Annotated in this window: 17 protein-coding genes; 14 read left to right on the forward strand and 3 right to left on the reverse strand. The window is 45.5% G+C overall.

Annotated features, from left to right (window positions below; translation table 11 throughout):
* The first annotated feature begins 34 nt into the window (after positions 1 to 34).
* The 14 genes from recO to LKD42_RS04815 all read left to right on the forward strand — a co-directional run bounded on the left by recO (position 35) and on the right by LKD42_RS04815 (position 20,673).
* A complete protein-coding gene (gene recO / locus LKD42_RS04750; RefSeq protein WP_173865664.1) occupies positions 35 to 811 on the forward strand; it encodes a DNA repair protein RecO in 777 nt (258 codons plus the stop codon).
* 128 nt (positions 812 to 939) lie between these two features.
* The gene (locus LKD42_RS04755; RefSeq protein ID WP_248834967.1) at positions 940 to 1,707 is read left to right on the forward strand and encodes a hypothetical protein; all 768 of its coding nucleotides are present in this window, start codon (positions 940 to 942) and stop codon (positions 1,705 to 1,707) included.
* A gap of 159 nt (positions 1,708 to 1,866) precedes the next feature.
* Positions 1,867 to 3,255 (forward strand): glycine--tRNA ligase, encoded by a 1,389-nt coding sequence (locus LKD42_RS04760; protein ID WP_022120010.1) that lies wholly within the window; start codon positions 1,867 to 1,869, stop codon positions 3,253 to 3,255.
* A gap of 251 nt (positions 3,256 to 3,506) precedes the next feature.
* Positions 3,507 to 4,742, forward strand: a complete 1,236-nt coding sequence (locus LKD42_RS04765) for a 6-phosphofructokinase (RefSeq protein WP_173865660.1) — start codon at positions 3,507 to 3,509, stop codon at positions 4,740 to 4,742.
* A 128-nt stretch (positions 4,743 to 4,870) separates the two neighbouring features.
* Positions 4,871 to 7,504, forward strand: coding sequence for a pyruvate, phosphate dikinase (gene ppdK, locus LKD42_RS04770; protein ID WP_173865658.1), 2,634 nt, complete (start codon positions 4,871 to 4,873; stop codon positions 7,502 to 7,504).
* 421 nt (positions 7,505 to 7,925) lie between these two features.
* Positions 7,926 to 9,902 carry an AraC family transcriptional regulator gene (locus LKD42_RS04775; protein WP_248834968.1) on the forward strand — a complete coding sequence of 659 codons (1,977 nt, stop codon included), beginning with the start codon at positions 7,926 to 7,928 and terminating at the stop codon, positions 9,900 to 9,902.
* Positions 9,892 to 11,757, forward strand: a complete 1,866-nt coding sequence (locus LKD42_RS04780) for a prenyltransferase/squalene oxidase repeat-containing protein (protein WP_248834969.1) — start codon at positions 9,892 to 9,894, stop codon at positions 11,755 to 11,757. Before LKD42_RS04775 ends, LKD42_RS04780 begins: the two co-directional genes overlap by 11 nt.
* Complete coding sequence (locus LKD42_RS15205) at positions 11,754 to 13,025, forward strand: DUF4430 domain-containing protein (protein ID WP_331464812.1); 1,272 nt, start codon at positions 11,754 to 11,756, stop codon at positions 13,023 to 13,025. Before LKD42_RS04780 ends, LKD42_RS15205 begins: the two co-directional genes overlap by 4 nt.
* 22 nt (positions 13,026 to 13,047) lie before the next feature.
* Complete coding sequence (locus LKD42_RS04790) at positions 13,048 to 13,992, forward strand: energy-coupling factor transporter transmembrane component T (protein WP_022120004.1); 945 nt, start codon at positions 13,048 to 13,050, stop codon at positions 13,990 to 13,992.
* Positions 13,993 to 14,008: 16 nt separating this feature from the next.
* Entirely contained in the window at positions 14,009 to 15,835 is a 1,827-nt protein-coding gene (locus LKD42_RS04795; RefSeq protein WP_248834970.1) for an ABC transporter ATP-binding protein, read from the forward strand.
* A 13-nt stretch (positions 15,836 to 15,848) separates the two neighbouring features.
* The gene (locus LKD42_RS04800; protein WP_248834971.1) at positions 15,849 to 16,859 is read left to right on the forward strand and encodes an ECF transporter S component; all 1,011 of its coding nucleotides are present in this window, start codon (positions 15,849 to 15,851) and stop codon (positions 16,857 to 16,859) included.
* A gap of 219 nt (positions 16,860 to 17,078) precedes the next feature.
* The gene (locus LKD42_RS04805) at positions 17,079 to 17,513 is read left to right on the forward strand and encodes a hypothetical protein (protein WP_248834972.1); all 435 of its coding nucleotides are present in this window, start codon (positions 17,079 to 17,081) and stop codon (positions 17,511 to 17,513) included.
* Positions 17,514 to 17,631: 118 nt separating this feature from the next.
* Positions 17,632 to 19,767, forward strand: coding sequence for an anaerobic ribonucleoside-triphosphate reductase (gene nrdD, locus LKD42_RS04810; RefSeq protein ID WP_173865653.1), 2,136 nt, complete (start codon positions 17,632 to 17,634; stop codon positions 19,765 to 19,767).
* Positions 19,768 to 20,355: 588 nt separating this feature from the next.
* Positions 20,356 to 20,673 carry a hypothetical protein gene (locus LKD42_RS04815; protein WP_248834973.1) on the forward strand — a complete coding sequence of 106 codons (318 nt, stop codon included), beginning with the start codon at positions 20,356 to 20,358 and terminating at the stop codon, positions 20,671 to 20,673.
* Between the two features lie 179 nt (positions 20,674 to 20,852).
* Here the strand turns inward: LKD42_RS04815 and LKD42_RS04820 are convergent, their stop codons facing one another.
* From LKD42_RS04820 to LKD42_RS04830, 3 genes are all read right to left on the reverse strand, one after another.
* A complete protein-coding gene (locus LKD42_RS04820) occupies positions 20,853 to 22,262 on the reverse strand; it encodes an amidophosphoribosyltransferase (RefSeq protein WP_147632008.1) in 1,410 nt (469 codons plus the stop codon).
* A gap of 200 nt (positions 22,263 to 22,462) precedes the next feature.
* Positions 22,463 to 24,352 carry a fructose-1,6-bisphosphatase gene (locus LKD42_RS04825; RefSeq protein ID WP_147632009.1) on the reverse strand — a complete coding sequence of 630 codons (1,890 nt, stop codon included), beginning with the start codon at positions 24,350 to 24,352 and terminating at the stop codon, positions 22,463 to 22,465.
* Positions 24,353 to 24,385: 33 nt separating this feature from the next.
* On the reverse strand, positions 24,386 to 25,792 hold the full coding sequence (locus LKD42_RS04830) for an alanine/glycine:cation symporter family protein (RefSeq protein ID WP_248834974.1): 1,407 nt from the start codon (positions 25,790 to 25,792) through the stop codon (positions 24,386 to 24,388).
* Between the last annotated feature and the right edge of the window lie 87 nt (positions 25,793 to 25,879).

Below are 25,879 nucleotides of genomic sequence, written 5' to 3' on the forward strand. Positions count from 1 at the left end.
TTGCTGACGGGACTGTAAGAATATGAGAGAATATATGGATGATAAAATTGCACTGACAGGGATTGTGCTTATAGCGGCACCGATCGGAGAATCAGATAAACGGCTGGTGCTGCTGACAAGAGAACGGGGAAAGGTGACTGTATTTGCAAGAGGAGCCAGAAGACCGGGCAATCCCTTTCTGGCTGCTGCAAACACCTTTGCTTTTGGAACCTTTTATGTAAAAGAAGCAAGGACTGCCTATCAGCTTGTGCAGACAGAGATTCGAAATTATTTCCGGGAGATCACAGAAGATGTGGAGGCTGCCTGCTATGGAAGCTATTTTCTGGAGTTTGCCGATTATTATGCCAGAGAGAACGATGATGGCACACAGATCATCCAGCTGCTCTACGGGGCACTGCGTGCAGTGCTCAATCAAAAACTGGACCGGGAACTGATCCGTTATGCCTTTGAACTGCGTATGATGGCGGCAGGCGGAGAATATCCGCAGGTGTTCGAGTGTGCAGTATGTGGAGCAAAGCATGATCTTTGTGCCTTCCTTACAGATAAGAACAGCGTACTGTGCCGCAGCTGTGTCTCAAAAGTACAAAGGAGCACACCGGTTCTGGAATCAACGATCTATACGATGCAATATGTGATCAGTACGCCGGTCGAACGCCTCTTTGCCTTTGCACTATCAGCACAGGTAAAGAAAGAGTTTATCAGTCTGGTTGAGAAATTCCGGAGGCGTTACATAGACCGGGATTTCAAATCTCTGGAGATTCTGGAGATCATGCGGCATACCAGAAACGCTCTTTACAAGGACGGTCAATAATGGTATGATGAAAAATGCCATGCGAACAGGTGGCGTATTCTGTATTTTATATACAGAAGGGTATATGGTAAGTTTCAAGAAAGGCAGGGCAGCGAAGGAGATTTTGCTGTGTCTGGATGGGAAATATTATGAAGAAATGGAAGGGAATTCTGGCAGTCATCCTGATAACCGGATGTCTTGGCGGCTGCAGTCAGTTTCAGGCAGAACACAATGCAGTAAAAGTGAAACGGGACGGCAGTGTACAGGCGGCGGTGATCGACACGCTGGACAAATCCTACTACAGCGAGGATGAGCTGAAGCAGACGATCGATGATTCTGTGAGTGCGTACAATCAGTCACAGGAAGGTGATCCGATCGTTGTCAAAAAATTTAACGTCACAGACGGAAAAGCAGAGCTGTATATGAACTATGCGGCTTCCAGGGATTATCAGGATTTCAACAATGTGACCTTTTATACGGGAGACCTGCAGGGAGCATACGATCAGAAGTACGAATTCCCGGATGAATTTCAGAAAGTGGAAAACGGAAAAGTTACAGGAAGTGTGACAAGATCCGATATTTTGGGCGGTCTGAACTACAACGTTGTAATCTGTTCGGAAGAGATGGATATCGAAGTTCCGGGCAAGATCCTTTACGTTACGACGGATGCAGTTGTCACCGGAAAAAAGACGGCAACCAGCATTTCAGAAGAGCGGGAAAAGGCAGCAGAATCCGAGACGGAGACAGCATCGGAAAGTGAGAGCACAGACGGCGGATCAAAATCCGATGGCAATGCGGAGAAAGGCCAGTTTGAAGTAGAATCCGAAAGTAAGTCCGCAGCAGGAAACGAAGCTTCCGATACCGCAGATGACGCAGAAGAAGTAAAACATACACTGACATTTGTCATATACGAATGATGTCAGGGAAAAGTCTGAGATCACAATATGTCTGCACAGAAGTATTTTCAGGGTAGCACATTTTGATATAACACGATAAACAGCGAGCAAAGAAGTAAACATAAACGGCTTCTTTCAATATATGCATATGCCGCAGAGACGGCCGACAGGAGGAGACAAATGGAAAAAACAATGGACAAGATCGTGGCACTGGCAAAATCCAGAGGTTTTGTATATCCGGGTTCCGAGATTTACGGAGGTCTGGCAAATACCTGGGATTACGGTAATCTTGGTGTAGAGCTGAAGAACAATGTAAAACAGGCATGGTGGAAGAAATTCATCACAGAGAATCCATACAACGTAGGTGTTGACTGTGCGATTCTGATGAATCCGCAGACCTGGGTAGCATCCGGACATCTCGGAGGCTTTTCTGATCCGCTGATGGACTGTAAAGAATGTCATGAGCGTTTCCGTGCAGATAAGCTGATCGAAGATTTCTGCGATGAGAAAGACATTGCACTGGAAGGCTCTGTCGATGGATGGACACAGGAACAGATGCGTGATTTCATCGAAGAGCATCAGATTCCATGTCCGACCTGCGGAAAACATAATTTTACCGATATCCGCCAGTTCAACCTGATGTTCAAGACATTCCAGGGTGTAACAGAAGATGCAAAGAATACGGTATACTTAAGACCGGAAACAGCACAGGGTATCTTTGTAAACTTTAAAAACGTACAGAGAACATCCAGAAAGAAAATCCCGTTTGGTATCGGACAGATCGGTAAATCATTCCGTAACGAGATCACACCGGGTAACTTCACATTCCGTACCAGAGAGTTTGAGCAGATGGAGCTGGAGTTCTTCTGTGAGCCGGGTACCGACCTTGACTGGTTCCAGTACTGGAGAGCATTCTGCATCGACTGGCTGAAGAATCTGGGCATGAAAGAAGACGAGATGAGAGCACGTGACCATTCACCGGAAGAACTGTGCTTCTACAGCAAAGGTACAACCGACATCGAGTTCCTCTTCCCGTTTGGATGGGGCGAGCTGTGGGGTATCGCAGACCGTACCGACTATGACCTGACACAGCATCAGAATGTATCCGGCCAGGATATGAGCTATTTTGATGATGAGAAGAAAGAAAAATACATTCCGTATGTTATCGAGCCTTCTCTTGGTGCAGACCGTGTGGTTCTGGCATTTCTGTGTAGTGCTTATGACGAAGAAGAGCTGGAAGGCGGCGATATGCGTACCGTTCTGCATTTCCATCCGGCACTGGCACCGGTTAAGATCGGAGTTCTGCCGCTGTCCAAGAAACTGAACGAAGGTGCGACAAAAGTATTCGAACAGCTCTCAAAGAAATGGAACTGTGAATACGATGACCGCGGAAACATCGGAAAACGTTACCGCAGACAGGATGAGATCGGTACACCGTTCTGTGTAACCTACGACTTTGATTCTGAAGAAGACGGAGCAGTTACCGTACGTGACCGTGACACCATGGAGCAGGAGCGTATCAAGATCGAAGATCTGGCAGCCTATTTCGAAGAAAAGCTGGCATACTAAGAAGCGAGCAGCAATTCTGACAAGAATTGCCTGAAAACTGTACGAAATACACAAAAATGCATAAGTAAAATAGAATAAACTATACAAAAAGCAGAAAGAACCTTGTGAGTCTTTCTGCTTTTATGTTATAATGATTTATAGAATTGCGGGAGTTACTTTGTAACGGAGCAATCCGCAGGCATCGGCCGGGGTCAGAAGACGGAAATAGGATATGCCTGCACCGGAATAAAGTATTAAGGAGGATTTGTGTTATGGGAATGCGAAACATTATTGTAGGACAGTCAGGCGGGCCGACTTCGGTTATCAATTCCAGCCTTGCGGGGGTTTACAAGACAGCGATTGAACGTGGTTTTGACAAAGTATACGGTATGCTTCACGGCATCCAGGGATTTCTGGATGAGCAGTACGTGGATCTTTCCACGCAGATTCATTCGGATATGGATATCGAGCTGCTGAAGAGGACACCTTCGGCATTTCTTGGTTCCTGCCGTTACAAACTTCCGGAGATCCATGAGGACATGGAGATTTATGAGAAAATTTTCGGTATCCTGGACAAGCTGGAGATCGAGGCATTTATTTACATCGGCGGCAATGACTCCATGGACACGATCAAAAAACTTTCGGATTATGCGATTGTTAAAGGTCATAAACAGAAATTTTTAGGTGTGCCAAAGACAATCGACAACGATCTTGCACTGACTGACCACACGCCGGGATTTGGAAGTGCAGCCAAATACATCGGAGCATCGACAAAAGAAGTGATCCGCGATGCACTGGGACTCACATACAAAAAAGAGATGATCACGATCATTGAGGTAATGGGAAGGAATGCCGGATGGCTGACAGGGGCGACCGCACTTGCCAAAACGGAAGAATGCGAAGGCCCGGATCTTATTTATCTGCCGGAAGTGCCGTTTGATATCGATGCATTCCTTTCAAAGATCAAAGATCTGCTCAAAGAGAAAAAATCCATCATCGTAGCGGTGTCTGAGGGAATCAAACTTCCGGACGGACGTTATGTGTGTGAACTTTCCGGCGGCGGAGATTATGTGGATGCATTCGGACACAAGCAGCTGACCGGAACGGCCGCATATCTGGCGAATTTCCTGGGAGCAGAGATCGGATGCAAGACAAGGGCAGTCGAATTTTCCACCCTTCAGCGAAGTGCTTCCCATATGGCATCCCGTGTGGATATCAACGAAGCGTTTATGGTAGGCGGTGCAGCCGTCAAAGCAGCAGATGAAGGAGACAGCGGCAAGATGGTCGTTATTGACCGCGTATCCGATGATCCGTACATGAGTGCGGCTGGCATTTATGATGTCCACAAGATCGCAAACAACGAAAAAACGGTTCCGAGAGAATGGCTCAACGAAACAGCAGATTATGTGACAGAAGAATTTATCAATTACATTGAACCGCTGATCCAGGGAGATTATCCGCCATTTATGGTAAATGGTCTTCCACAGCATCTTGTTCTGAAAAAATAACAAAAAAACTTCTTTTTTTGTGGACAATAGCTTGACTGAAAACAGATTTATGTTAGAATATTACTGTATGAAAGTTAAAAAGTTCTGACTGAACTGTATACAATTACTTTTGAGGAGGAAATAACACAATGGCAACAAAATGGGTTTATATGTTCAAGGAAGGCGACGCCACCATGAGAAACCTGCTGGGTGGAAAAGGTGCCAACCTTGCTGAAATGACCAACCTTGGTCTGCCGGTACCACAGGGCTTCACAATCACAACAGAAGCTTGTACACAGTACTATGAAGATGGCAGAAAGATCAACGACGAAATCATGGGACAGATCATGGAAGCGATCGATAAAATGGAAGGCATTACAGGCAAAAAGTTCGGAGATAAAGAGAATCCACTTCTGGTTTCCGTTCGTTCCGGAGCAAGAGCTTCCATGCCTGGTATGATGGACACGATCCTGAACTTAGGTCTGAATGAAGAAGTTGTTGAGACACTGGCACAGGCATCCGGCAATCCACGTTGGGCTTGGGATTGCTACAGAAGATTTATCCAGATGTTCTCAGACGTAGTTATGGAAGTAGGTAAAAAATACTTCGAAGAGCTGATCGACAAGATGAAAGAAGAAAAAGGCGTGAAACAGGACGTAGACCTGAATGCTGATGATCTTAAAAACCTGGCTGAACAGTTCAAAGCTGAATACAAAGAGAAGATCGGTAAAGACTTCCCGACAGATCCGAAGGAACAGCTGATGGAAGCTATCAAAGCTGTATTCCGTTCATGGGATAACCCAAGAGCAAATGTATATCGCCGTGACAACGATATCCCATATTCATGGGGAACCGCTGTAAACGTACAGATGATGGCATTTGGTAACATGGGTGATGACTGCGGTACAGGTGTTGCATTTACACGTGACCCGGCTACAGGAGAAAATGGTCTGTTTGGTGAATTCCTGACAAACGCACAGGGTGAAGACGTAGTTGCTGGTGTTCGTACACCTATGCACATTTCCGAAATGGAAGAGAAATTCCCTGAAGCATTCGTACAGTTCAAGAACGTATGCGAAACTCTGGAAAAACACTACAGAGATATGCAGGATATGGAGTTCACAGTAGAACATGGTAAACTGTACATGCTGCAGACACGTAATGGTAAGAGAACTGCAAAAGCTGCTCTGAAGATCGCTTGTGACCTGGTAGATGAGGGCATGAGAACAGAAGAAGAAGCTGTAGCAATGATCGACCCACGTAACCTGGATTCTCTGCTGCATCCACAGTTCGATGCTGCTGCACTGAAAGCTGCTGAACCACTGGCAAAAGCACTGGGTGCTTCACCGGGAGCTGCCTGCGGTAAGATCGTATTCACAGCTGATGATGCTGTAGAATGGGCTGCAAGAGGAGAAAAAGTTGTTCTGGTACGTCTTGAGACATCACCGGAAGACATCACAGGTATGAAATCTGCACAGGGTATCCTGACAGTTCGTGGTGGTATGACATCTCATGCTGCTGTAGTAGCTCGTGGTATGGGTACATGCTGTGTATCCGGATGCGGCGACATCACTATGGACGAAGCAAACAAGAAATTTACACTGGCAGGAAAAGAATATCACGAAGGTGATTGCATTTCCCTGGATGGTTCCACAGGTAATATCTATGACGGCATCATCCCGACCGTACCGGCAACAATCGCTGGCGAATTCGGAAGAATCATGGGATGGGCTGATAAATTCAGAACTATGAAAGTTCGTACAAACGCAGACACACCGGCAGATGCTAAAAAAGCACGTGAGCTGGGTGCAGAAGGTATCGGTCTTTGCCGTACAGAGCATATGTTCTTCGAAGGCGACAGAATTGATGCATTCCGTGAAATGATCTGCTCTGAAACGGTAGAAGAAAGAGAAGCTGCACTGGCTAAGATCCTTCCGGAACAGCAGGGCGACTTCGAAAAACTGTATGAAGCACTGGAAGGTAACCCAGTTACCATCCGTTTCCTGGATCCGCCTCTGCATGAGTTCGTTCCGACAGAAGAAGAGGACATCAAGAAACTGGCTGACGCACAGGGCAAGACTGTTGAGCAGATCAAAGCTATCATCGACAGCCTGCACGAGTTCAACCCGATGATGGGTCATCGTGGATGCCGTCTGGCAGTTACTTATCCGGAAATCGCTAAAATGCAGACAACAGCCGTTATCCGTGCAGCTATCAATGTAAAGAAAGCTCATCCGGACTGGGCAGTGAAACCGGAAATCATGATCCCACTGGTTGGTGACATCAAAGAGCTGAAATACGTTAAGAAATTCGTTGTTGAAACAGCAGACGCTGAGATCGCAGCAGCAGGAAGTGATCTGCAGTACGAAGTAGGTACTATGATCGAGATCCCGAGAGCAGCACTGACAGCTGATGATATCGCAAAAGAAGCTGACTTCTTCTGCTTCGGTACAAACGACCTGACTCAGATGACATACGGCTTCTCCCGTGATGATGCTGGTAAATTCCTGGATGCTTACTACGATGCTAAGATCTTCGAAAACGATCCGTTTGCAAAACTGGATCAGGTTGGCGTTGGCAAACTGATGAAGATGGCTATCGAATTAGGAAAACCGGTTAATCCGAAACTGCACGTAGGTATCTGCGGCGAGCATGGTGGAGATCCAAGCTCTGTAGAATTCTGCAACAGCATCGGTCTTGACTATGTATCCTGCTCACCGTTCCGTGTACCGATCGCTCGTCTGGCAGCAGCTCAGGCAGCAATCGCTCAGAAGAACGCATAATTTGAGCTGTGTCACAGGGCAGATAAATGTCCTGAAACATAAACGGACCTGGTTTGATCAGGTCATAGTCCAAGCGTAAATTAGGACTCCTGGAACTTCGGAGATAATCTGAGGTTTCAGGGGTCTTTTTTGTTGCGGCAGTGAGAAACTATGCAAAAATCGATAAAATAGCCCCTTCTGGTTGGAAAAAAGGAAAAAGCTTGTGCTATAATAGGAAAAACAGCTTGTAAATGTAATGCCAGAATTTCCAAAGCAGGGAGATTCTGGCATTTAAAGACAAGGCAGGAATTGCAGATGGAGTTTGACATCCTTGGATTGATAACATACAATAAGAAAATGTGTAACGATTTATGCCAAAAATATATAGGTTTTGACAGGCAATTATACATGACGTAAAATCAAAAGATAAGGATAAATAGATATGGCACAGGTATCGTTTCAGGATGCAGGCGGCAGACTGTATGGTGAAATGCAGAAATGTATAATTTATATACAGAATCATCCGGATCAGGATATTACCATGGAAGATCTGGCAGGAAGAATGGCATATGCTCCGATACAGCTTTCTTACCTGTTTGATCTGTTTTTTGAAAAAAGTTTAGAAGAATGGGATATAGAGAAGATCAGAGCCTATCAGGGAAAAGGCAAAATACCATATGAACGAGTCATAGATAAGGAAAATACAGAAATTTGTTTTGTTCGAAGAAGAGAACAGAAAATAGTGGCAGAGTCCATCCTGTCCGAAAAAGAAAAATCCCAAAAAGGTTCCTTTTTAGAGGCAGCCATGGAAAAGGTTGAAGAACATGCCAAAGACAACTGGAGAAAGAGAACCAGTACAGAAGAGAGAATGCTGTTCTGGTGGCATGACAGTGAATATCGGTTTCACTTTCTTTCGGGAAGAGAGCAGTCAAAGAACGAAGGAAAAGAAAGAGGGGAAAGAGAAACATTTGAAGTGGTACTGGAGGCTTCGGATTATGCTGTATTTACCTGGAAAGAAAATTTCACAGGAAGAGCGGCAGAAAGCATGCTGAAAATGGTACTGAAATATGCCCTGTGTGACTGGGAAACAGAAAATCAGATATGGTATGACCAGAATAAAATTTATTTTATTTCGTATGAAAATGGAAAATATTATGTTTATATGCCTCTGCAAAAGAGGATACAGGAAAACTATAAGATAAAATCTACAAAACAGGAAAGAAAAATATATGGTCTGAATGAATGGATCGATTATATAGATGAACATATTAAGGAGGAACTGACGGCCAAAAATCTTGCGACCGTATTTGGGTATTCCGAACGTCATTTTCGCAATGTGTTTCAGATTTATTATGATATAAAATTAAATGATTATATACGCAGGCGAAAATTATATTTTGCAGCACAGGAACTGAAAAAAGGGAAAAAACCGGAGACAGTGGCCAGACAGTATGCATTTAAAAGCAGCAGCAGATTCAGCAGAGCTTTTCATGAAGAATATGGTATGACGCCGGAAAAATATTATAAGGAAGAATTTCGAAATGAAGAGTGGATTCGCTACATAGATGAACATATGAAAGAAGAGCTGACCGCAGAGCAGCTTGCAAAAGAGTTTCATTATTCAAAGGATCATTTTCGCAAGGAGTTTCAGGATGTCTTTGGAATGGGACCGATCACTTATATCACACAGCGAAAAGTACAGTTTGCTGCAAAAGCACTCAGAGAAGGAAAATTACCGGCGGAAGTTGGAAAAGAATATGGGTTCTGTTCGAGAAACGGGTTTGACAAAGCATTTCGCAGAGTGTTTTATACAAGTCCGGCGAAATACGCCAGAGCAGGAGCAAAGGTTGTCAATCTGGACCGCTATTATTCTGAATATAAAGATAAAATCAAAATTTCATATATAGATATGGACGAGATCAAGATGGCCGGATGGACCATCATTGCCAATCGTCGGGAAGCAGATATTCCGGCACAGCTGGCATTCTGGCTGGATGAGCATTCTCCGCAGTACCGGAAACTGAATGCATTGACAGGAGAAGAAAAAGGAAGAGATAAGATTGCATTGTGGTATCAGGAAAAGGAAAATATTGAATATATTCTGGGACCGATCGTAGAGTCCTTTGACAATCTTCCGGAAGATGCTTTTCAGGTAACGATCGCAGCCGGAAGATATGCTGTTTTTGAGTCAGATCAGGAGAACGATATGGAAAATCTTCCGGAGACGGTGCGTATGTTTGCAAGATGTGTGCTGTATGGCTGGATTCGGGAACACAGAGATGAGCTGTCTTTGCAGAGGCTTACCTTTGAACGGTATACCAGTCAGAAAATGTATCTTTATGTTCCGGTCAGTGAAAAAGGGACCGGAGGAAACGAAAGAAAGGATGAGAAAAACTTTGAGAAACAGAGTGAAAAATAAAAAAAGAAGAATAGCTTATATGCTTGTGGCTGCGGTAATGCTCTCTTCTTCTCTTGGTGTTTCTTATGCAAAGACAGATGAGATATGCCGGCAGGCAGAAACAGAAAGCGAAAAGCAAACCGAATCGCAGAAGGAAAGTGAATCTCAGAAAGAGACAGAGAGCGAAAAGCAGAGTGAATCACAGAAAGAAACAGAGAGCGAAAAGCAAACCGAATCGCAGAAAGAAACGGAGAGCGAAAAGCAAAGCGAATCCCAGAAAGAAACGGAAAGCGAAAAGCAGAGCGAGTCACAAAAAGAAACGGAGAGTGAGAAGCAAAGCGAATCCCAGAAAGAGTCTGAATCCGAAAAAGAGACAGAAACGAATCCAGGCGGGGAGAATCTTCCGGCGGAGCGAAGTACGGTGCTTTCTTCTGTGAGAAATTATCTTCTGACAAAAGATGCCAATCCGGATTTCAGCAGTATCTGGAATGTGATCGGACTGCAAAGAAGCGGATTATATGTTCCATGGTCTTATACAGCAACCTTTTATCAGAATGTGTATGCTTATTGTGAACAGAAAAACTGGAAACTTACGAGAACAAAATATTCTGACTATTCAAAGCTGATCATGGCACTGACTTCCATCGGCATCGATGCACAGAATGTCGGAGGACACAATTTATTCGACTATCTTTCAGACTATGAGAATGTCCGTATGCAGGGAATCAATGGACCGATCTGGGCACTGATCGCACTGAACTGCCATCCGTCTTATTCTATTCCAAAGAACAAAGATGCGGCGGTGCAGAATACGGAAGAAATGCTGCTTCAGGCAGTTCTGGGGGCACAGTGTGAGGATGGCGGATGGAATCTGGCAGGTGGTCAGGGAGATGCTGACATGACCGGTATGGCATTGCAGGCACTTTCCTTTTATTATGGAAAACGCACAGATGTAAATGCTGCGGTTGAAAGAGGACTTGCGTGGATTTCGAAAAATCAGCTGGAAAGCGGCGGGTTTGGCACGCAGGGAGTTGAGACTTCCGAGAGTGTGGCACAGATTCTGGTGGCACTTTCCGGACTCGGCATTGACGGAAGCAAGGATGCACATTTTCTGAAAAACGGGAAAAGTCCGCTTTATGGATTATTCCAATACTATCTTCCGGAAGGCGGATTTATGCATGTTGCGGCAAATGCCGGAAACAATGGCGGCGGTATCGGCGGTATGCTTGACGGTATGGCGACGGAGCAAGGCTTTTATGCGACGGTTGCATACCAACGTTTGCTGGACGGACGCAGTTTTATTTATGATATGTACGATATAGAGCTGACACCTGGCAAAAAGGTGGAGACATCCCAGAATGGCGGGACAGACGAAACAAAAAAACAGGAAGAAACCGAAAAGAAAAACAATAATAAAAAAGATCACAAGAAAAAAGACGATAAGAAAAATAAGAAGAGCAAAAAAGAGACGGAAAAAAAGAATACGGAGAGTGAAAAGAAGCAGACAGGCTCTCCCAATGTTGCAAAAAGACCGTCCGGGCAGACAAAAACACTTCCGTCTGTAAAGAAAACAAGCACATCCACGGAAAAAAGCAGCAGCACAGTCAAAAAGAAAAAAGCAACAACAAAAAAGAAAAAGAACAAAAAAGAGAGCGAAGATTCCGGATGGAGTTTTGACGGAGAAGACTATGTGCCGGAGCTGACAGCAGACGGCAAAGCAGAAGCAGAGACTGTGACACAGTCTGCGGAGAATGATCCGAAAACACAGGTTAGAACAATGGCACCGGCAGTATTGTCCGGAGCAGCACTTGTCATTGTTTTGGAGGCACTGGCATTTGGAATCTATCGCAAAAAGAAAGGAAGAAGACTAAGATGAAGACAAAGAAAAATATAAAAAGTATAGCAGCACTTTTTCTGTGTGTGATCCTGATGCTGACGGCAGGATGTGCAAAAGGGACAGAAAAGGAGCAGGCAGCAGGAACAACTTCAGGTAAAGCACTGGCCGAGATGAATGATATCCCGGCCGATGGCATCATCACAAAAGAACAGTTCCAGAGCGTGGCCGGCAAAGAGCAGAAGGTTCAGTTTAAAGGAAGGACTGAAGACGGAATAACCTATGTCTGGACTTATGACTGTGCCAAAATCCAGAATCCGGAAGATCAGAATCTGAAGATAGATTTTACACAGGAAAATTTAGAGGAGATCAAGAAACAGGCAAACGATGCAAACGATGCCCTGCAGATGACGATGCACGGCAAAGGAGTGATCTGTGTGCCGACACTGGAAGTGACTCTGCCGCAGAGCTGGGAATCCAATGCCGCTTATCTTGTCAAAGAACAGGACGGCAAGCTGGCCAAAATGAGTGACGTAACGGTGACAAATGACAAAGAAAGTACGACACTTGTGATGACGGTAACTTCTCTTGACGGAGACTGCTATGTGATCGGCGGTGTCACGGAAGAGCAGAATAAAGGAGCAGATGCAGCAAATCAGAGTTCCAAAAAGAAAGACGGAAAAGAGCAGAACCAGGAAACACAGGAAGAATCAGAAAATGGTACAGACAGTGCGGATGCTGATGTAAGTGAAAATGCAGCCGATGAAAATGGTGAAAATCCGGCGGAAGAAAACAACAATGCCGGTCAGGATGCCGAAAATGATAAAAAAGAAAACGGACAGAAAGCAGATGCTAAGGATCCGGGCGGCGATGCAGCTGATCAGGAAGATACTGCATCAGCTTCCAATACCTGTACGATTTCCATCAGTTGTGCAACGATTCTGGACAATATGGACCATTTAAAGAGCAGCAAGGCAGAGTTTGTTCCGTCCGATGGCTGGATTTTGGCACCGACGGAAGTAGAATTTACCGAAGGCGAATCTGTGCATGATGTACTGCAGCGTGTCTGCAAAGAAGCGGGTATCCAGATGGAATCCAGCTTCACACCGGCCTATAATTCTGCTTATGTAGAAGGCATCAACAATCTGTATGAATTTGACTGCGGAGAACTTTCCGGATGGATGTTCAGCGTCAATGGCTGGTATCCAAACTACGGATGCAGCAAATATACTGTAAATGCAGGTGATGAGATCTGCTGGGTATATACCTGCGATCTCGGAAAAGATGTAGGCGATAATTCTATGTATTAGAGGGCAGATGCCGGAGGTAAATATGAAAGATACATTTTCTACATACCATCCGCTTCTGAACATGCTTTATTTTGTCGGAGTGATCGGAGTGACGGTATTTGTTGTTCATCCGGTCATTCTGGCAATTTCGCTGTTTGGAGGAATTGCATATTCCGTTTTGCTGAAAGGATGGAAAAAAACAGTTAAATTTAATCTGATCTTTTCGATACCGATGATGCTGATCGTGGCACTGATGAATCCGATGTTCAACCACTATGGTGTGACGATCATCGGTTATCTGCACAATGGCAATCCGTTTACACTGGAGAGCTGTGTCTATGGTCTGGTGATGGCGATGATGCTGGTGTGTACGATGATCTGGTTTTCCTGTTATACGATCGTAATGACATCGGACAAGTTTATCTATCTGTTCGGAAAAATCATACCGGCACTGTCCCTGGTGCTTTCGATGTGTCTGCGTTTTGTCCCGAAATTTATCAGAGAGGCAGGTGTGATATCAGATGGTCAGAAATGCATCGGACGAAGTACCGAAAACGGCAGTCTGGTAAAGCGTGCGAAACATGGGATCACGATATTTTCCATTTTGGTAACCTGGGCACTGGAAAATGCGATCGAGACTTCAGATTCTATGAAATGCCGCGGTTACGGTGAAAAAGGAAGAACGGCATTTTCTCTGTATCGATTTGATAAACGTGATATTCTCTGCCTTTTGTTTATGGGAGCAAGTTTCGCACTGACTCTGTTTGGATTTTCAAAAGGCTATACGTTCTGTCAGTATAACCCGAAAATTATTGTAAAGGGAATTCCACTGACAGCAGGAAGCCTGCTAGTATATCTGGCATTTTTGCTGTTCTCCGTGCTTCCGGTGGTGCTGGAACTCTGGGATCGATATCAGTGGAAACAGAGACGTAAACAGGTAGAAAAAGCAGAGCAGGCCAATTATCGCCTGTGGGAAGTACAGGATTAGAAAAAGGAGATAGGCGATGTCAGAATCGATGGGAAAAGAAACGAAACAAAACAGCAGCAAAAGTGATAAGAAGAATATTAATCATATTGATAATAGTATAGAAAGCCAGACAGATGGACCAGGTTCGATCCTGGAGATCAAAGATCTCTGTTTTGCTTATCCGGAAGAAGAAAAAAGAGCGCTGAACCACATTTCCTTTCAGATAAAAGAAGGAGAATTTCTGGTGCTGTGCGGCAAGAGCGGATGTGGAAAAAGTACGCTGTTAAAACATATGAAGACACCGCTGACACCGCACGGAAAACGAAAAGGAGAAATTCTTTTTGACGGAAAAAATCTGCATGAGATGACAGGCAGGGAACAGAGTCAGAGAATCGGTTACGTTCTGCAAAACCCGGACAATCAGATCGTGACAGACAAAGTGTGGCATGAGCTGGCATTTGGACTGGAGAGTCTTGGATACAAAAGTGCAGAGATCCGTATCCGTGTGGCAGAAATGGCAAGTTATTTTGGAATCCAGGACTGGTTTTATAAAAATGTGGCAGAATTATCAGGCGGTCAGAAACAGCTTCTGAATCTGGCTTCCATTATGGCTATGCATCCGGATATTCTGATTCTGGATGAGCCGACTTCACAGCTCGATCCGATCGCTGCGTCCGATTTCCTGGGAACAGTAAAGAAGATCAACCGAGATCTCGGTACAACGATCCTGTTGACAGAGCACCACCTGGAAGAAGTATTTCCGGCAGCAGACCGTGTTGTCGTGATGGAGGGCGGAGAAGTACTGTGCATGGGAACACCGGAAGAGATCGGGGAAGAATTAAAAAAACAGAACCACGAAATGTTTCTGGCAATGCCGGTTCCGATGCAGATTTATGCAAAAGTAAATTCCGGAAAGCATATGGAGTGTCCGATCACAGTCCGGGACGGAAGAAACTGGCTGAATGCGATCTGCAAAGAAAAACAGATCCGGCCGCAGGAGGCAGAATTTTTCGGAAAAGATGCGAAAGAAAAGTTGGCGAAAGAAGAAATCATTCTGGAGGCGAAAGATATCTGGTTCCGTTATGACAAAGACCAGCCGGATGTTGTAAAAGGACTCAATCTCTCACTGAAGCGAGGAGAGTTTTTTGCATTGCTCGGCGGAAATGGAACCGGAAAATCAACGACGCTTTCGATCATCAGCCGGCTTCGAAAGCCATACCGCGGCAAAGTTCTGCTGGAAGGAAAAGATGTCCGCCGTTACAGTGAAAAGGAGCTGTTTCGTGGCTTTTTGGGGGTTCTGCCGCAGAATCCGCAGTCTCTGTTTGTAAAAAAGACGGTGGAGCTGGAACTGTTCGAGATGGTGGGCGGAACAAAAGAAAAGAAAAATGAAGAGTATCACCTTGCCATGGAAAAATGCGAGGCAGTGGAAGGAATCGTCAAAGTAACGCATTTAGAAGGACTGCTGCACCGTCATCCATATGATTTAAGCGGCGGGGAACAGCAGAGACTGGCACTTGCGAAAATTCTGTTGCTGCGCCCGAAACTTCTTCTGATGGACGAACCGACCAAAGGTCTGGACAGTTATTTTAAGAAAGAGTTTGCAGAAATTCTGGATCTTCTGAAAAAGCAGGGTGTAACGATCTTTATGATCTCGCATGATATCGAGTTCTGTGCATCTTATGCGGACCGCTGCGGTCTGTTCTTTGACGGAAATATTGCGGCGAGCGGTACACCAAAATCTTTCTTTGCCGGAAATAACTTCTATACGACAGCGGCAAACAGGATGGCACGTAAATATTTTCCGATGGCAGTGACGGCAGCAGATGTTGCGGAAGCTCTTTTGGATGACAGCAGGTGTGTGTGATATGCAAAAAAAGATGAAAAATGAGAAGATACAGGGAGTGCAGGCCGGGAATATGGAAAGAGAACAGGAAACAAAAGAATTTCTGAAGCAGTTTTATGAATCGCCGGAAGCAGAGGAAGATACGATCGCAGCGAAGCTGAAACGCACCTTCGTGCCAAAAGGCAAAAAGACAAAAGCAATCGCAGATTTTGCCAAAGATCTGATGGGCGAAGGCGGAGCCGGTGATGTTGTGATCGATGATGATATGTTTGAGGCAGACACCGAAGGCTATAAACAACAGGAAAAGAAACGCCTGTCAAAACGGACCAGAGTCAGTCTGTTTTTGCTTCTGGTGGCAATCCCTCTTACTATTGCAGCCGGATTCTGGCTGACAGATCAAAGTGCACTGGCAGACTGGATCGATCGAGTGTTTGGTCCGAGAAAATATTATCTGATCAGCCTGGTGATCGTGCTTTATGCATTGCTGCCGTTTTTTATGGCATTTGAAGGAAGAAAACCGGAAGTCAGAGAACTGGTTGTCCTGGCAACCATGATCGCACTGGCCACTGCCGGAAGAGCGGCTTTCTTTATGACGCCGAGCTTTAAGCCGATCATCGCGATCGTGATCATATCGGCAATCGCCTTTGGAGCAGAGGCTGGCTTTTTGGTTGGATCGATGACCATGCTGGTCAGCAACTTCCTGTTCGGTCAGGGTCCCTGGACGCCATGGCAGATGTTTGCCATGGGATTTATCGGATTTTTATCCGGTATCCTCTACCGACTGCGGATCCTGCCGACAAAACGGCTGCAGCTGTCCGTATATGGCTTTCTGGTCACCTTTATGATCTACGGCGGGATCATGAACCCGGCGGCACTGTTTATGAGCGTATATCAATTCAGCTGGAGCGGACTGCTTGCGATCTATATCTCCGGTGTTCCGGTCGATCTGGTGCATGCAAGCTCAACCTTCTTGTTTTTGTGGATCGGGGCGAAGCCGTTGCTGGAGAAACTGCAGAGGATCAAGGTGAAGTATGGGTTGTTGTAGGAAAATTTTAATTTCCTTCCTCCTGCCAGGCAAGTGCGATAGCTCTGTGTCATCTGTCCCTGACAGTTTCGCAGATGCCTTTTTGAATTTAAGTGCAGAATAAATTAAAAAAAGCTGCAAGTGTACATAAAATTTCCAAAAATGAAGATAATGATTACTGTTCATAAAAGCCTGAATCAGGTTTGAGGTGACAAATATCATGTATGACAGGAGGAACTTATGGAGACAGAGATCAAAATGTTGAGTGACATTCACAAAAATGCAGACATGGGACAGGATACACTGCGTCATATTCTGGATGCGACAAAGGATACGGAATTTTCGAAAACGGTCAGCAGGCAGATGCAGGAATATGAAAAAGCATTTCAGGTCAGTGGACAGATGCTGAAAGCACGCCATGCACCGGAAGAACAAAAAGAAGCTCCGATGATCTCCAAATGGATGGCTCACATGAATATCAACAGGAAAAGTATGCAGGATATGCAGACTTCAAAGCTTGCGGAAATGCTGATCCAGGGCAGCACCATGGGCGTTACCAGCCTGACAAGACAGATCCGTGACTATGATGGAGAGGATACAGAAGTGCTGGATTTTGCAAAAAAACAGTTGAAGCGGGAAGAGAAAAATATTGATGAATTAAAAAAATTTTTGTAAAAACGTTGCAAAAGCCTCTTTACGTGTATGTCATTATGGTATATACTATATTCTACATGTTGTTTGATGAAAAAACAAAATTTAGATAGATACACAACATATAGTAGGAGGAGACTTGGTGATGTACGTCATAAAGAAAGATGGAACACGGGAAGAATTCAATGTAGATAAGATCATAGCGGCAGTCAACAAATCAGCAGCCCGCATTTTGTATGAGTTTTCGACAGATGAGATCGCATTTATCTGTCAGTTTGCATATGACCGGGCGGAGTCCCTTAAAAAAGACGGGATCACGATCCAGGAGATGCATAACATTGTCGAAGGTGCTCTCGAGAGAGTCAATCCGGCAGTAGCCAAAAGCTATCGTGATTACCGCAACTACAAGCTGGATTTTATCCATATGATGGATGAGGTCTACACAAAGAGCCAGTCGATCCGTTACATCGGAGACAAGAGCAATGCCAACACGGACAGTGCCCTGGTGGCGACAAAGCGAAGCCTGATCTTTAACGAGCTGAATAAAGAGCTGTACCGCAAATTTTTTATGACGCGTGATGAGCTTCAGGCGTGCAAGGACGGCTATATCTATATCCACGATCAGTCCGCGAGACTGGATACTATGAACTGCTGTCTGTTTGATGTGGCAGCTGTTCTGACCGGCGGATTTGAGATGGGAAATGTCTGGTACAACGAGCCGAAGACACTGGATACGGCGTTCGATGTGATCGGTGATATTATTTTAAGTACGGCGGCACAGCAGTACGGCGGATTTACCGTGCCGGAGATGGACAAGGTGCTTGCTCCGTATGCCGAGAAGAGCTACAAGAAATATAAAGAAGAATTTATCAAATATGCAGATCCGTTATGGAACGGCGTGGAAGAACGTGCCGAAGAATATGCGATCAACAAAGTGAGACGTGATTTTGACCAGGGATGGCAGGGTATTGAGTATAAGTTAAATACCGTCGGTTCCTCCAGAGGCGATTATCCGTTTGTGACCGTAACGATCGGACTTGGAACACAGCGTTTTGAAAAAATGTGCAACATTTCGCTTCTGAACGTCCATAAGGGCGGACAGGGAAGACCGGGCAACAAGAAACCGGTGCTGTTCCCGAAAATTGTCTTTCTTTATGACGAGAAACTGCACGGTGTAGGCGGAGAATGTGAAGATGTCTTTGAGGCCGGCGTGGCATGTTCTGCAAAGACCATGTATCCGGACTGGCTTTCCATGACCGGAAAAGGCTATATTTCCAGCATGTACAAACAGTACAAAAAAGTGATCAGCCCGATGGGATGCCGTGCATTCTTAAGTCCGTGGTACGAAAGAGGCGGTATGTATCCGGCAGACGACAAAGATGTGCCAGTATTTACCGGACGCTTCAACATCGGTGCTGTCAGCCTGCATCTCCCGATGATCCTTGCCAAAGCAAGATCCGAGAGCCGTGATTTTTACGAAGTGCTGGACTATTATCTGGAAATGATCCGCAATCTGCACAAACGTACTTACGAGTATCTGGGAGCGATGAAAGCATCCACCAACCCGCTGGCTTACTGCGAAGGCGGGTTCTACGGCGGACATCTGAAACCGAACGAACGCATCAAAAAGCTGTTAAAGCCGATGACGGCATCCTTTGGTATCACCGCCCTGAATGAACTGCAGGAACTCTATAACGGAAAATCTATCACCGAAGACGGTGAGTTTGCTCTGGAAGTACTGGAATATATTAACAAGAAAGTTTCTGAATTCAAAGAAGAAGACGGCTGGCTGTATGCGATCTACGGCACACCGGCAGAGAGCCTGTGCGGACTTCAGGTCGAGCAGTTCCGCAAGAAATACGGCATCGTGGAGAATGTATCCGACCGTCCATACGTCAGCAACAGCTTCCACTGCCATGTAACCGAAGATATCACACCAATCGAAAAACAGGATCTGGAAGGTCGTTTCTGGGAACTGTGCAACGGAGGCAAGATTCAGTATGTACGTTATCCGATCGATTACAACGTACAGGCGATCAAGAGCCTGATCCGCCGTGCGATGGATCTGGGCTACTACGAAGGAGTCAACCTTTCTCTGGCCTACTGCGATGACTGCGGTCATCAGGAACTGGAGATGGATGTCTGCCCGAAATGCGGTTCCAAGAACCTCACGAAGATCGACCGTATGAATGGATATCTGTCCTACAGCCGCGTGCATGGCGATACCAGACTGAACGAGGCAAAGATGGCAGAGATCGCAGAACGTAAGAGTATGTAAAAATTAAGAAACAAAGATATGGATGAAAGATAGAAAAATCAAAAGATATCAATATAGGATATTGATAAAAATATAATAGAAGAGATAAATAAGACGCCATAATCGTCCGAAAACAATCCTCTGACACGCTGCGTTTCCTGTTCGGTTCGCTCGCCGGTTAGCCGCCCTTCGCCTAAACTCGCAGCTTCGCTGCTCAAACAGCGGCTCCCCTGGGCGGCAGCATCGCAAACCTCACGACGGAATCCTTGCTACCGTCAGAGCGATTTGTTTTCGGATGATTATGGCTGTTTTTATACCTGTTTAAAATTTCTGAAAATTTAAAGAAAAATATCGTAGCAAAAAATGATAAATGATTTAAATGAGAAAAATATTGAAAATATTACCAAAATATAATAAAATTCAGATATAAATAAACGCTGTGAAAGAAGATATTATCAGAGGTTAAGGTCAAAAGATGCCATATGAATTGTTTCATAGTGTTTGTATATTAAATTATATCATATATAGTGCAGCTTTCATTTTTGTAAGCGAAGAGCTGTAATTTGCATCAGTGACGAGATTTAAGGTTGGATTTCAGGAGGTGAGCGAATGAGAAAAGATAGAATTGTAGAAATTACAGGTCTGGCGATTTTGCTGATTCAGAGACTATATGGGAAAGACTATAAAAATGCTGTCGTAACGTTCTATTTACTGTTTGTTATAGCGATTTTAGACCGGGAAATTACAGAAGAGAATATATTTGAGCTGGCTGTATGGACAATGGCTGAACTGGCAGTTGGAATTGCCATAGCGATATATCAGGAGATTATTTCAGTGATTGTAATGCTTCTAATCATGGGATTTTTTGTTTTACCGATGCTTGTCAAATTGTTTCGATTTTGGCAAGCAAAGAAGAACAAAACATAGTATTTTTAATAAAAGCAGAATTATCATAGAAAAGTATAATATCTGGTGCGTATGGTGAGAGGAATTGTAGTGGAAGTAGTGGTTTTTATATGCCGGACAGAAAAAAGTCAGGGCATTGTGACGGAAACGATGCGTGTCACAAGCCCTGACTTTTTTCTGTCCGGCATTGTAAAATACCCTTACTCCTCCCCGTTGAAGCAGTAGGTGCAGATATCACACGGTTTGATCCCGATTGACTTGATCAGGTCATCGAGTCTGTGATAACGCAGGCTGGTGAAATTCTGGATGCGGCAGATTTCATCGAGCATTGCCTGATAACGTTCGCTGTTCGGATCTGCATATTCTTCCAGATATTTCTCTGCATCTTTTCCTTCGCGTTCCAGGATCACTCTTCTGGTGATCAGATCCAGCTCGGATTTGGAACGGGAGAAGTTCAGGAATTTACATCCGTAGAGCAGCGGAGGACACGCCGGTCTGACGTGGACTTCTTTGGCTCCGCTCTGATACAGGAACTCGGTTGTCTCACGAAGCTGTGTACCGCGGACGATGGAGTCGTCGATCAGAAGCAGCTTTTTGTTTTTGATCAGGGCATGTACCGGGATCAGCTTCATGCGGGCGATCAGTTCTCTCTGACGCTGGTCCGTCGGCATAAAGGAACGCGGCCAGGTCGGTGTATATTTAATGAAAGGACGGGCGAACGGAACGCCGGATTCATTGGCATATCCGATAGCATGTGCAATACCGGAGTCCGGGACACCGGCTACGATATCCGGATCTACTTTTCCTTTATCTCGTTTTGCCAGCAGTGCACCGCAGTTATAACGCATTTCTTCTACGTTTACGCCTTCGTAACTGGAAGTCGGATAACCATAGTAAACCCACAGGAAAGAACAGATTTTCATTTTCTTGCGAGGCGGAACGAGCGTTTCCACACTCTCCGGGGTGATGTATACAATCTCGCCGGGACCTAATTCTTTTACATCTGTGTAGCCAAGGTTAATGTAAGAAAAATTCTCGAAAGCCGCACAGTAAGCACCTTCACGGTGTCCGATGACAAGTGGAGTTCTTCCGTAGATATCTCTGGCAGCATAAATGCCGTCTTTTGTCATGATCAGCAGTGTCAGGGAACCGTCAATGGCTTCCTGGGCATAGCGGATACCGTTCTCAAAGCTGTCCTGCTTGCAGATCAGTGCGGCAACGAGTTCCGTGGCATTGATCTGACCGCCACTCATTTCCTGAAAATGTGAATGACCGTTTTCGTAAATCTTATTCAGAAGTTCGTCCGCATTGTTGATCTTTCCGACCGTTGTGATCGCAAAACTTCCAAGATGTGACTGGATCAGAAGCGGCTGCGGTTCGTAGTCAGAAATACAGCCAATGCCGAGATTTCCGGTCAGTTCTTCTACATCGCGTTCAAATTTTGTACGGAACGGGGAATTTTCGATGTTGTGGATCGAACGGCAGAAACCGTCCGCCCCATGCGTAGCCATACCGCCGCGGCGTGTTCCTAAGTGAGAATGATAATCCACTCCGTAGAACAAGTCCATGATACAATCTGTTTTTGAAGCAACTCCAAATAGTCCTCCCATTATTGAATCTCCTTTGTCTGAGTGTGTCCGTTCAGAATCCCGAAATACGGGAAAATATTCCAAACAGCGTATTATATAATGTCATGATGCCGGAAGCAACAAGACGGATTCAAGAATGCCTTTGACATTCTTGCTGTGACTTGCGGGCATCACGTAGAGTGTAACATAAAAAAATTCGGGTGTCAAAACACCCGAAAAATTTATTCCATTGTGCCTTCACGGTAAGCCTGAAGCAGCATTTTCAATCCTTTAATATCTTCCAGAATCTTTTTTCCGGTGTCGGTGTTGCGTACCATCAGCCGTTCTCGCTCCGTTTCGACCAGTTCAGATCTGGATTCGATGTCTTTATTTTCGGTCAGTGCGGCATAGACGCTCTGGAATGGCTGGTGGGATTTGATGCGGATACCGTGCGAATTGAAGATCAGCGTGTATCCGGCGATACCGGTTGTTTTGTGATAGCTTTTGCAGAATCCGCCGTCGATCACCATCAGACGGCCGTTTGCACGTACCGGGTGTTCCCCTCTGGAGGTGCGTACCGGGGTGTGTCCATTGATGATATGTGACCGATCAGAATAAAGATTAAATTCATGAAGGATCATATTGCAGATTTTTTCCTGCTCGTAGTACTGATAATAAGGGTTGGATGCCTCATGCCAGGTACTTTCATCTTTTACATAAGTACGCTCAAACGTTTTGATATTTCTGCCGGACAACGGTGATTTTCTGCCGCACCAAAGATACCACATAAAATCCAGTTCTTTTTGTGTGGCATCTTTAGACCAGGCACGTCTGGCGATCCGCTCGGCATAATCCAGATAATCACGTCCGCGGTAACGTTTCTGGTGGAATACAACACCTTCAAGATTGCCGCTTTCATCGAGAGGTACACAGCCGTGGAAGAGCAGATTTCCATTAAAAATGCGGTACATGCTGCCTTTCTGATAGAGAAAATCCATATGCTGACGCAGACGGACACTGCCGACAAATGCCATGCGAAGCCCTTCCATTATCTGCTTTTCTTCGGCGGTCAGTTCGTAAGAAACTTCCAGGTTGGAAGGATCAAAGGAAACCGTCGGAAAAGTTTCTTCGCAGATCTCGTAGTCTGTGCCAGCGATGCAGACGGTGTGATTTTGAACGTTGACCTGGTGGAGCAGCAGTTTGTCAGTCATCTGATAATCCGGGTTTCGAAGAATCACCTGCCCTTCCAGTTTGAATAAAAGGACAGAAATGGCCTTTAATGCCGCTTCCATCGGCTCTGTATCCGGATAAAGCTTTTCAGCAAACAACGTCAGATCACGCAGGCTGATACCGTAGCTGTTTTCCAGAATGCGGATGTTATGATATTTTAAATTGTTTCTTATGACGGTAGCGATACATGCCTCACTTCCGGCAGCAGCACCCATCCAGAGAATGTCGTGATTTCCCCATTCAATGTCCAGAGAGTGATAATTCATCAGAAGATCCATGATCCGGTCGGCACATGGTCCGCGGTCAAAAATGTCTCCGACAATGTGCAGATGATCGACGGCGAGGCGTTTGATCAGGGCGGCGAGCACTTCGATAAATGCATCGGCACTGTCAAGTTCCAGCAAAGTATCGATGATATTCTGATGATAGGCAACCTGATTGTCATCCTCATCCTTCTGCACATGGATCAGTTCATCCAGAATATAAGCGTACTCATCCGGCATCGCTTTACGCACTTTGGAACGCGTATATTTGGAGGAGAGAAGGCGGGCAATCTCAATCAGCTCGCCGAGGATCACACGGTACCATTCTTCGTTGTTGCGGCTCTCTTTTTTCATCATCTCCAGCTTTTCGACTGGATAGTAGATCAGCGTGCAGATTTCTTCCCGATCGATATCCGAGAGCGTTTCCTCGAAAAGCAGATCCACTTTCTCACGGATCACACCGGAACAGTTATTCAAAATATGGCAGAAAGCTTCATATTCTCCGTGCAGGTCGCTCATAAAATGCTCCGTGCCTTTTGGAAGACCGAGAATTGCTTTCAGATTGATGATCTCCCGACATACAGCCTGCTCCGTCGGATATTTTTCTGCAAGCAGTTCCAGATATTTTTCGTCTTTCATAGTTCAAATCTCCATATTAAAGATGATGCGGCATTATTTTTCTTTGCGTTCGTAATCTTTTAAGGAATCGATCGCCTGTCCGGACAGTGGAATCAGTGCGATCATATTGAAGATGGTCATCAGTCCGATGCCGACATCCCCGAGATCCCAGACAAAGGTATAGGCGGCAAGTCCGCCGATAAACAGCATGACAAGTGCCAGGATTTTGTAGGCGGTCTGTGACAGCCAGTTGTCCCCGAACAGGTAGGCAACGTTGGAACGTGCATAGAATAGAATGCCGATAAACGTTGAAAAGCTGAACAGAAACAGGATCACGGCGATAAAGATGACACCGAATTCTCCCAGGTGATACTGCATGGCACTCTGAAGCAGATCCATACCCTGAAGTCCGGCAATTTTATCAGCCGGAGCCAGCAGCATCAGCAGTGCAGAACAGGTACAGATCAGGATGGTATCGATAAAGACACCGAATGCCTGCATCAGACCTGCCTTTGCCGGATGGCTGACATCAGCGGCAGCGGCAGCACATGGAGCAGATCCGCTTCCGGCCTCATTCGAAAACAGACCGCGTTTGATCCCGTTCATCAGCACGGCACCGAATCCACCGGCAGCCACCTGACGAAGACCAAAAGCTTCTTCAAAAATCCGCTGGAACACAGAAGGGAGTGCACCGATATTTTTGATGATGACAAACAGTGTGATCAGGAGATAACAGCCGGCCATGATTGGAACAACGACATCCAGGACGTGAACGGTGGCATTTTTGCGAAGAACAACGATCGCAGCCACAACGACGAGGAAGATCGTGGTGTACAGTGGCGGAATGTGAAATGCATTCTTCATGGCGGAACTTACGGAGTTGCTGATAACCTGACTGATGCCGCACCAGCAGATCAGGCCAGAGATCGCAAACAGAACCGCGATCAGGCTGTAACGTTTCTCTTTTGCCGGTCTGTTCTGCTTTTTCGTTTTTTTCTTTGTCATAAAATCGTGGATGTAGTAGGCCGGACCGCCGCGGTAGCCGCCGTAGAGCGGATCCTTCTGGCGGTAGATCTGAGCCAATGTGCCCTCTGCAAAAGCAGTGGAGGAGCCAAGCAGAGCAAGAAGCCACATCCAGAATACCGCACCGGCACCGCCGGCAGAAATAGCAGCGACAACGCCGACCAGATTGCCCATGCCGACACGGGTGGCAGTGGCAACAATGAGAGCCTGAAATCCGGAAATACTGCCCGCCTGAGAATGTTCGTTTTTCTCCATGGCGATCTGGATCATATGCGGAAACCTGCGGATCAGGACAAACCTGGTGCGGATTGTAAAATAGATCCCTGCCGGAACCAGAAGAAGCACCAGAAGTGAGATGCCGATCGAACTGCCGCCCGGAAGCGGCAGCGTGATCAGATCACCCCATAAAAAATTGTAGACTGCGGTAATGATATTCATAATAAAAATCCCCCTGTAAAATCTTAGATGCCTGAATCAGATATGAAATGATGTCGCCTCTGCAGGCGGCGAGCAACAAATTAGTAT

This window comes from Hominisplanchenecus faecis (assembly GCF_020687205.1).
Lineage (GTDB): Bacteria > Bacillota > Clostridia > Lachnospirales > Lachnospiraceae > Hominisplanchenecus > Hominisplanchenecus faecis.